Below are 7,840 nucleotides of genomic sequence, written 5' to 3' on the forward strand. Positions count from 1 at the left end.
GTGCTGGGGTGGGGCGTGACCGCCGTACGACGGTGAGGTGCTGCTGCCGTACGGCGGTCCGGGGTCGGGTCAGAGGCTGGTGACGTCCAGCGACGCCCTGCGCGTACTGCCTGCGCAGCACCTTCTCCAAGGACCTTCATCAAACACACTAGTTCTGCGCTACCTTCATGATCCACGATCAGCGCAGGTCAGGCACGCAGCCTGCCACATGCGCGAACCCGCAAGGGTCGGGGAGGGGTCACGGTGGTTGTGAGGCTCGGGGGGTACGCCCGGATCAGTCTCGACAAGAACGGCGAGGAGCTGGGCGTAGAGCGGCAGCGCCGCGACTACCGACAGGTCGCCGGGGTGCGCCCCGGCTGGGAGGTAGCGCGCGACTACGTCGACAACGACATGAGCGCCTTCAAGCGCAACGTGGTCCGCCCCGAGTTTGAGCGGCTTCTAGTCGATCTCCAGTCGGGTGTCATTGACGGCGTAATCGCCTATGACCTTGACCGCCTGGCCAGACAGCCGCGAGACCTTGAACGGCTCATCGACGTTTTCGAGGACCGGCCGGAGCTGATCTTTTGCACGGTCACGAACGACATTGACCTGTCGACCTCGGACGGCAGGACGATGGCTCGGGTCATGGTGGCCTTCGCCAATAAGGCGAGCGCCGACACGGGTAGGCGAGTAGCCCGTAAGCATCGTGAGCTTGCAGACGCCGGGAAGAACGGCGGCGGTTTCCCGCCGTTCGGCTGGAAGGCCGATCGAGTCACGATTGATCCGGAACAAGCCGAACTGATCACTAAGACCGTGTTTGAGATCTGCCATGCGGCCCGCTGCTGGACGCTGTGTTCAGCAACTTTCCTCGATATAGAGGAGGGTGAGGCCGTCTGTGGAGACGAACTCATACGGGGCGTAACTAGGTATGCAGTCCGCCATGAGCCGGTCTTTGATCTGGTTCCAGGCCGCGAGCCGGTCAGGTGCGGGCACGTGGCGGAATTCTCCTCCGCCGGCTTCTCCGATGATCAGCGCATCCGCTTGGGTCGCCAGACGCTGGGTGAGCCGTCGGTGGAGCGGGCCTCGGACCTTCCGCCAGAGTTGGCCCTCGTCGTCGACGAACTCCTCACGGCCGGCGGGCGACCGCACCCATTCGACGGGCGGGTCCGGGGCCGGCGGCAACGAGGCCACTATCTCGGCCAGTGTCGCGTTGCGCGGACGCTTATTGGGCACGGCTGCATTCTTCCAGGTGTTGCGGCACGATGCCTCATGGTTCTGTGTGCCTGAGAGGCCGTGGTCCTGACCGGGTGGCCGGTCCCCGCCGGGCGAGCCGGCGGACTATCACGCCGATCATGGCCCAGCGGATCATGGTCTCGGCGTGAGCGGTGTGGTGCTCGTAGTCGCGAGCCAGGCGGCGGTGGGCAGTGAGCCAGGCAAAAGTGCGCTCGACGGCCCATCGCTTGGGCTGGACATGGAAGCCTCGCTGTCCGGGCTCCTTGCGGACGATCTCCAGGGAACGCTTGAGGGTGGTGGCCGTCCAGTCGACCAGGCGACCGGCGAAACCTTGATCGGCCCAGACCTTCAGCACGGTGGGATGGTCCAGCCGTGTCCACAACAGGGATCGCTTGGCCCCGTCGCGGTCCTGGACACTGGCCGTCACGACGTGGACGGTCAGCAGCAAACCGAGGGTATCGGTGACGATGAACCGCTTCCGGCCCTTGACCTTCTTGCCCGCGTCGAAGCCGCGAGTCATGCTCGGGACCGTGTCGGCGGTGCGTATTGACTGGGAGTCGATCAGTCCGGCCGTGGGCTCGGCATTTCGGCCCTCGGCCTGACGAGCCTGGGCACGCAGTGCGTTGTGGATGTGGGTGACAGTGCCCTCGTCGTGCCAGCGCACGAAATACCAGTACACGGTCTGCCAGGGCGGGAAGTCGTGTGGCAGCTGCCGCCAGGCGCATCCGGTGCGTAACACGTACATGATCGCGTCCACCGTCCGGCGTCGCGGATGCTTCTCCCGCCGCCCGCCCTTCGGCCCCGTCCGCGGCGCAGGCAGCAACGGCTCCACCAACGCCCACTGCTCATCGGTCAGGTCCGACGGATAACCCTGCCCAGCACCGCTCACGTCGAGATCAACGAGCACCCACGGCCAGCGGCACGACAGATCTCAAACGCGCTCATAGATATCCCGTAGCTATAGACCAGAGAGAAGGTGTACCCGCGTGGGTACACCTTGCCCTGGCCGAACGATAATGAGAGACAGCAGGCACCCTGGCGGAGCCTGCTTCAGCTAATGATGAAAACTCGAAGCTGCGGAGCAAAGCTGAGAGCTGACGCAACGAGACTCCTTCGGCTTGTAAGCCTTCGGAGTCTCTTACGGCCAAGGCAGAGCGAACGATTCCTTGGGGAGTCGGAGCGAAGAAGTGTTTCACTCAACCTAGGTAAAGAAAAGCGTAGGCCACTTACCAATCATTCTGGGACAATAGAGCCGTCGGCGCTCTCCACTTGGCGCCGCCGATAGAATTCTCCCTTCAAGTCACTACGGGTTTCCTTGAGTGTCTTAGAAATTTCCCGCAATGCCTTTGCGGCATCATGCGTGCGATACTCGGTAATGGAGAGGAGGCTGTAGCGAATCGAGAGATCAAGAATGTAGGTGAGGGGTTCTTGCGGCTTACCGTGTGCGTCTTCGAACTCGACCGTGGCTGTGTATTTCATAGGCAGCCCTGCTGCATGCCGATCATGCGATACATCAAAGAGTGCGATGATGCGCTTACCTGGCGGCAGTGATGGAATGGCTTGTGTGAGAAGAGGCGAAGACCCCAAGGCATGCCCGCTGTCATCCATCGTTGTTTGAAACGGCGGATCTACCTTGATCTTGACGTTTTTCGCCAGGGTCTGTCCCATGTTCTCGACGACAAAGTCGATTGCCTTGTTCCAAACAGGATTATCGGCGAAGTCAACCACGACGAATGGCTGAGCTTGATCCTCACGCAACTGTCGAGCCAAGGTGACCTGCTGCCGCGCGTACAGCGCGGCAGCAACGGCGATAGCTACAGTGAAGAGGGTTAGCACGGCTGTAGCGACTGTCGCTGCGGCCGACCAGTCGTCCGGAGTCCAGGCACCGAAGTCGACTGCCAGCACAGTGGGTTCACGCGTCATGGTTGCACGCTAGTCGACTCGCGGCCGGCATGACAGAGGCGTTGCCGCTTCTCGTATGCGTGCGTGCGGGCGGGCGATCGGGTCGGAAGGGGAGTCTGAAACTTGCCGGGCGCCCTTCCCCGCACCCGCGCCCTACCCTCGGCGTGAGCGCGCGGGGGTTAGCCCGAAGTCGTGGGACCGCAACCCGCCAGTATCCAGCCAAGGCTTTGAATCGCTCCATGAATCGCGTGTGGTGACGCGTAGGGTTTCGTACGCCTTAACAGGTCTTCTACTGACGCAACAACGACTTCGATCCCTTCGGGGGTCGGGGGAGGAAGCGCCACGGGGCGGTGCGAGGACGACGGCCCGGCTTCACGGCATCTTTCCAAATGTGGCCGTGGGGTCGGGCTGCCTTGCGTTCCGTCGCCGAACATTGCACTCCCCTCGAACGATCTCGAAGAGACATGGGACATGAACAACACAGTCGAGCTGAAGTGCTGGGCTTGTGAGAAGCCGTTCAATATGCAGTACGGCGGCCCTGGTCGGCCGCCCCGGTATTGCGGCCCTTCCTGCAAAAACATAGCCCGAGCCATTGCACGCCGAGTCCGCTTCGTGGAACGCATCGAGCAACAGCGTGCCGCACACGCTAAGAAGTCGACCATCGAAAACAACTCCGCAACGTAGCGGAGTAAACAGCCATCCCCAAGCCGCCCCACCCGTTTCCGGGTGTTGGGCGGCTTTGTCATTCCCGGCCGCTTCCGGCCTCGATCAATGAGCTTCTTCGAATTGGCCACCGATCGGGTGATGGGCCGTGAAGCGCAACGAGCGAGGCCCCCGGCTGTTGATCGAGATGTCTGACGTCTCAATCACGTTGCTCGGGGGCCTCGTTGGTCATCCATCCTGCCGCCCTCGACCTTCCGCATGCACTCGTGGAGTGGCCGCTCACGAGTCAGGCGACGACCGCCCCCTCCATGTCTGACCTTGCGGACCTCGAAGTCCATCGCATCCCCTGAGCTGGGGTGTTGCGACGACTACTAGAACTCAAGGCACGCTGGGGGCTCTGGGGGCCTGCTGGGTCAGTCCAGCTTGGTCACGTCCAGCTGACCCAACCTGAGTGATTCACGAATCTTCTTCTTGTCGAACTTGCCCACGCTCGTCTTCGGGACCGTCTCGACGATCGTCCAGCGCTCGGGGAGCTGCCACTTGGCGATCTTGCCCTCGTCGGCGAGGAAGGTGCGCAGCGTCTCGAAGGTGGCGGTGGAGCCCTCCTTGAGGACGACCGTGGCCAGGGGGCGCTCGCCCCACCTGTCGTCGGGGACGGCCACGACGGCCGCCTCGGCGACGTCCGGGTGGGACATCAGCGCGTTCTCCAGCTCCACCGACGAGATCCACTCGCCGCCGGACTTGATGACGTCCTTGGCCCTGTCGGTGAGGGTGAGGTAGCCGTCGGCGGAGATGGTGCCGACGTCGCCCGTCTTGAGCCAGCCGTCCTCGCTGAACTTGTCCGCGGGGCGGAGCAGTTCGCCGTCGGGCCCGTTGTAGTAGGCACCGGCGATCCAGGGGCCGCGCACCTCCAGCTCGCCGGCGGACTCCCCGTCCCAGGGGAGGCGTTCGCCGCCGGGGCCGGTCAGGCGGCCCTCGACGCCGGCCGGGAAGCGGCCCTGGGTGAGGCGGTAGGCGAACTCCTCCTCCGTGCCGGCCACAGCGGCAGGCGGACGGGCGATCGTGCCCAGCGGGGACGTCTCCGTCATGCCCCAGGCGTGACAGACCCGCATGCCCAGCTTGTCGAAGGCCTCCATCAGCGAGGGCGGGCAGGCCGAGCCGCCGATGGTGACCTGGTCGAGGGAGGAGACGTCGCGGGGGCTCGCGGTCAGCTCGGCGAGCAGGCCCTGCCAGATGGTGGGGACGGCGGCGGCGTGGGTCGGCCGCTCGCTCTCGATCATCGCGGCGAGCGGGGCCGGCTGGAGGAAGCGGTCCGGCATCAGCATGTTGACGCCGGTCATGAAGGTCGCGTGCGGCAGGCCCCAGGCGTTCACGTGGAACTGGGGCACCACCACCAGGGAGGTGTCCTGGTCGGTCAGGCCCATCGACTGGGCCATGTTGACCTGCATGGAGTGCAGGTAGACGGAGCGGTGGCTGTAGACCACGCCCTTGGGGTCGCCGGTGGTGCCGGAGGTGTAGCACATGGCGGCGGCCTGGCGTTCGTCCAGCTCGGGCCAGTCGTATGCGGTGGGCTTGCCGGCGATCAGGTCCTCGTACTCGTGGACGCGGACGGCCGCGCCGGCGAGGAGCGAACGGTCTCCGGGACCCGTGAGGACCACGTGCTCGACCGGCTTCAGGTGCGGGAGCAGCGGGGCGAGCAGCGGGAGCAGCGAACCGTTGGCGATGATCACGCGGTCGGCGGCGTGGTTGACGATCCAGGCCAGCTGCTCGGGCGGGAGGCGGAGGTTCAGGGTGTGGAGGACAGCGCCCATTGAGGGGATCGCGAAGTACGCCTCGACGTGTTCCGCGTTGTTCCAGGCCAGGGTTGCCACGCGCTCGTCGCCGGTGACGCCGAGGTCGTCCCTCAGCGCGTGGGCCAGCTGGGCCGCGCGGGCGCCGATCTCCGCGAAGGAGCGGCGGTGCGGCTCGTCCTCACCGGTCCAGGTGGTCACCTGCGATGTCCCGTGGATCGTCGACCCGTGGGTCAGGATCCTTGAGATCAACAGCGGTACGTCCTGCATGGTGCTCAGCACGGCGTCCTCCCGGGGGCGACTTTGCCTACGCGGTGGTAAAGGTTGCGCTGATTCTGCGCACATACCGCGTGGTATGTCACTAGAACCGGGTGATCGATCAGATCACGCCATGCCTGAGGGGTGGCTCACAAGCGGTCGGGACACCGCCTCACTGGCGGACAAGCCCCAGCTCAGCATCCTCGCGGAGCTTGCCGAGCGCCCGGGAGACGGCCGACTTCACCGTGCCCACCGAGACGCCGAGCACCTCGGCCGTCTGGACCTCACTGAGGTCCTCGTAGTACCTGAGGACCAGCATCGCCCGCTGCCGGGTGGGCAGCCGCATGATCGCCCGCCACATCGCGTCGCGCAGCGCCTGCTGTTCGGCCGGGTCGGCACCGCCGGGCACCGGGTCCGGCTCGGGCAGCTCGTCGCAGGCGAACTCGTCGACCTTGCGCTTGCGCCACTGCGAGGTCCGGGTGTTCAGCAGCGCCCGGCGCACATAGCCGTCGAGGGCGCGGTGGTCCTCGATGCGCTCCCAGGCGACGTACGTCTTGGTGAGGGCGGTCTGCAGCAGGTCCTCCGCGTCGCTCGGGTTGCCGGTGAGCGAGCGGGCGGTACGCAGCAGTACCGGCTGGCGGGCCCTGACGTACGACGAGAACGACGGGTACGGAAGGGTCTGCGCCGCTGGTCCGGCCGCCTTGGAAGCGCTCGTGCAGACGAGTGTGGTCATGGCTCAACGCTATGAGCGGGAGCGGGGCCGGCGGATCGGCCGCAGGTCCCGAAGCGGGGTCCCCCTCAGGTTGTAGGGGTGGGGCCCGCCGCACCTCCTGTAGGTGGAGCGGTGGGCCTGGGGTACTGCGGGTTCACCCCTGGGGGGCGGCGGTCAGTACGAGTCCCGACGTGGGCACGCCCGTCCCGGCTGTCACCAGGACCCGTTCCGCCCCGGGCACCTGGTTCACCGCCGTGCCCCTGATCTGCCGTACGGCCTCCGCGATGCCGTTCATGCCGTGCAGGTACGCCTCCCCCAGCTGCCCGCCGTGCGTGTTGAGCGGCAGGTGCTCCTCGGCCACGAAGTCGGCCGCCTCGCCGGGTCCGCAGAAGCCGTACTCCTCCAGCTGTGTCAGCACGAACGGCGTGAAGTGGTCGTAGAGGATCCCCACGTCGATGTCGGCGGGCCCGAGCCCCGAGGCGCGCCACAGCTGCCGGGCGACCACCGCGGCCTCGGGCAGGCCGGTCAGGTCGCCGCGGTAGAAGCCGGTCATCTGCTCCTGGGCGCGTCCGGCGCCCTGGGCGGCCGCGGCGATCACGGCGGGTGGATGGGGCAGGTCGCGGGCCCGTTCGACGGAGGTGACGACGAGGGCCTGGCCCCCGTCCGTCTCCTGGCAGCAGTCGAGCAGCCGCAGCGGTTCGGCGATCCAGCGCGAGGCGCCGTGGTCGGCCAGGGTGATGGGCCGGCCGTGGAAGTGGGCCGCCGGGTTGGTCGCCGCGTACTTCCGGCCGACGACCGCCACGTGCCCGAACGCCTCCGGGGTCAGCCCGTGGGTGTGGAGGTAGCGCCGGGCCGCCATCGCCACCCACGAGGCCGGGGTGAGCAGGCCGAACGGCAGGGACCAGCCGAGGGCCGCGCCCTCCGCCGTCGGCTCCCGGTGCCGCACCCCGGAGCCGAAGCGGCGGCCCGAGCGCTCGTTGAACGCCCGGTAGCAGACGACCACGTCCGCCACGCCCGCGTCGATCGCCAGAGCCGCCTGCTGCACGGTCGCGCAGGCCGCGCCGCCGCCGTAGTGGACGCGGGAGAAGAAGGACAGCTCCCCGATGCCCGCCGCCTGGGCGACGGTGATCTCGGGGCTGGTGTCCATGGTGAAGGTGACCATCCCGTCGACATCGGCCGGGGTCAGCCCGGCGTCCGCCAGGGCCGCCCGCACCGCCTCGACGGCGAGGCCCAGTTCGCTGCGGCCCGAGTCCTTGGAGAAGGCCGTGGCCCCCGCACCGACGACGGCCGCGCGCCCCCCGAA

General features: G+C 66.8%; 6 protein-coding genes. 1 reads left to right on the forward strand and 5 read right to left on the reverse strand.

Annotated elements, in window-relative coordinates:
• Nucleotides 1-243: 243 nt before the first annotated feature.
• On the forward strand, nucleotides 244-1,266 hold the full coding sequence (locus C1J00_RS33790; protein WP_102912779.1) for a recombinase family protein: 1,023 nt from the start codon (nucleotides 244-246) through the stop codon (nucleotides 1,264-1,266).
• Here the strand turns inward: C1J00_RS33790 and C1J00_RS33795 are convergent.
• The 5 genes from C1J00_RS33795 to C1J00_RS33810 all read right to left on the reverse strand — a co-directional run.
• On the reverse strand, nucleotides 1,247-2,140 hold the full coding sequence (locus C1J00_RS33795) for an IS5 family transposase (RefSeq protein ID WP_245936606.1): 894 nt from the start codon (nucleotides 2,138-2,140) through the stop codon (nucleotides 1,247-1,249). The two genes, C1J00_RS33790 and C1J00_RS33795, sit on opposite strands and share 20 nt — an antisense overlap.
• Before the next feature lie 305 nt (nucleotides 2,141-2,445).
• Nucleotides 2,446-3,135 carry a DUF8453 domain-containing protein gene (locus tag C1J00_RS44815; protein ID WP_146046301.1) on the reverse strand — a complete coding sequence of 230 codons (690 nt, stop codon included), beginning with the start codon at nucleotides 3,133-3,135 and terminating at the stop codon, nucleotides 2,446-2,448.
• Nucleotides 3,136-4,190: 1,055 nt separating this feature from the next.
• Entirely contained in the window at nucleotides 4,191-5,837 is a 1,647-nt protein-coding gene (locus tag C1J00_RS33800) for a long-chain fatty acid--CoA ligase (protein ID WP_102912783.1), read from the reverse strand.
• A gap of 160 nt (nucleotides 5,838-5,997) precedes the next feature.
• A complete protein-coding gene (locus tag C1J00_RS33805; protein WP_102912780.1) occupies nucleotides 5,998-6,558 on the reverse strand; it encodes a SigE family RNA polymerase sigma factor in 561 nt (186 codons plus the stop codon).
• Nucleotides 6,559-6,691: 133 nt separating this feature from the next.
• The coding region (locus tag C1J00_RS33810) for a lipid-transfer protein (protein WP_102912781.1) at nucleotides 6,692-7,840 on the reverse strand (1,149 nt) is incomplete at its 5' end.

It is taken from the genome of Streptomyces cahuitamycinicus (assembly GCF_002891435.1).
Taxonomy (GTDB): domain Bacteria; phylum Actinomycetota; class Actinomycetes; order Streptomycetales; family Streptomycetaceae; genus Streptomyces; species Streptomyces cahuitamycinicus.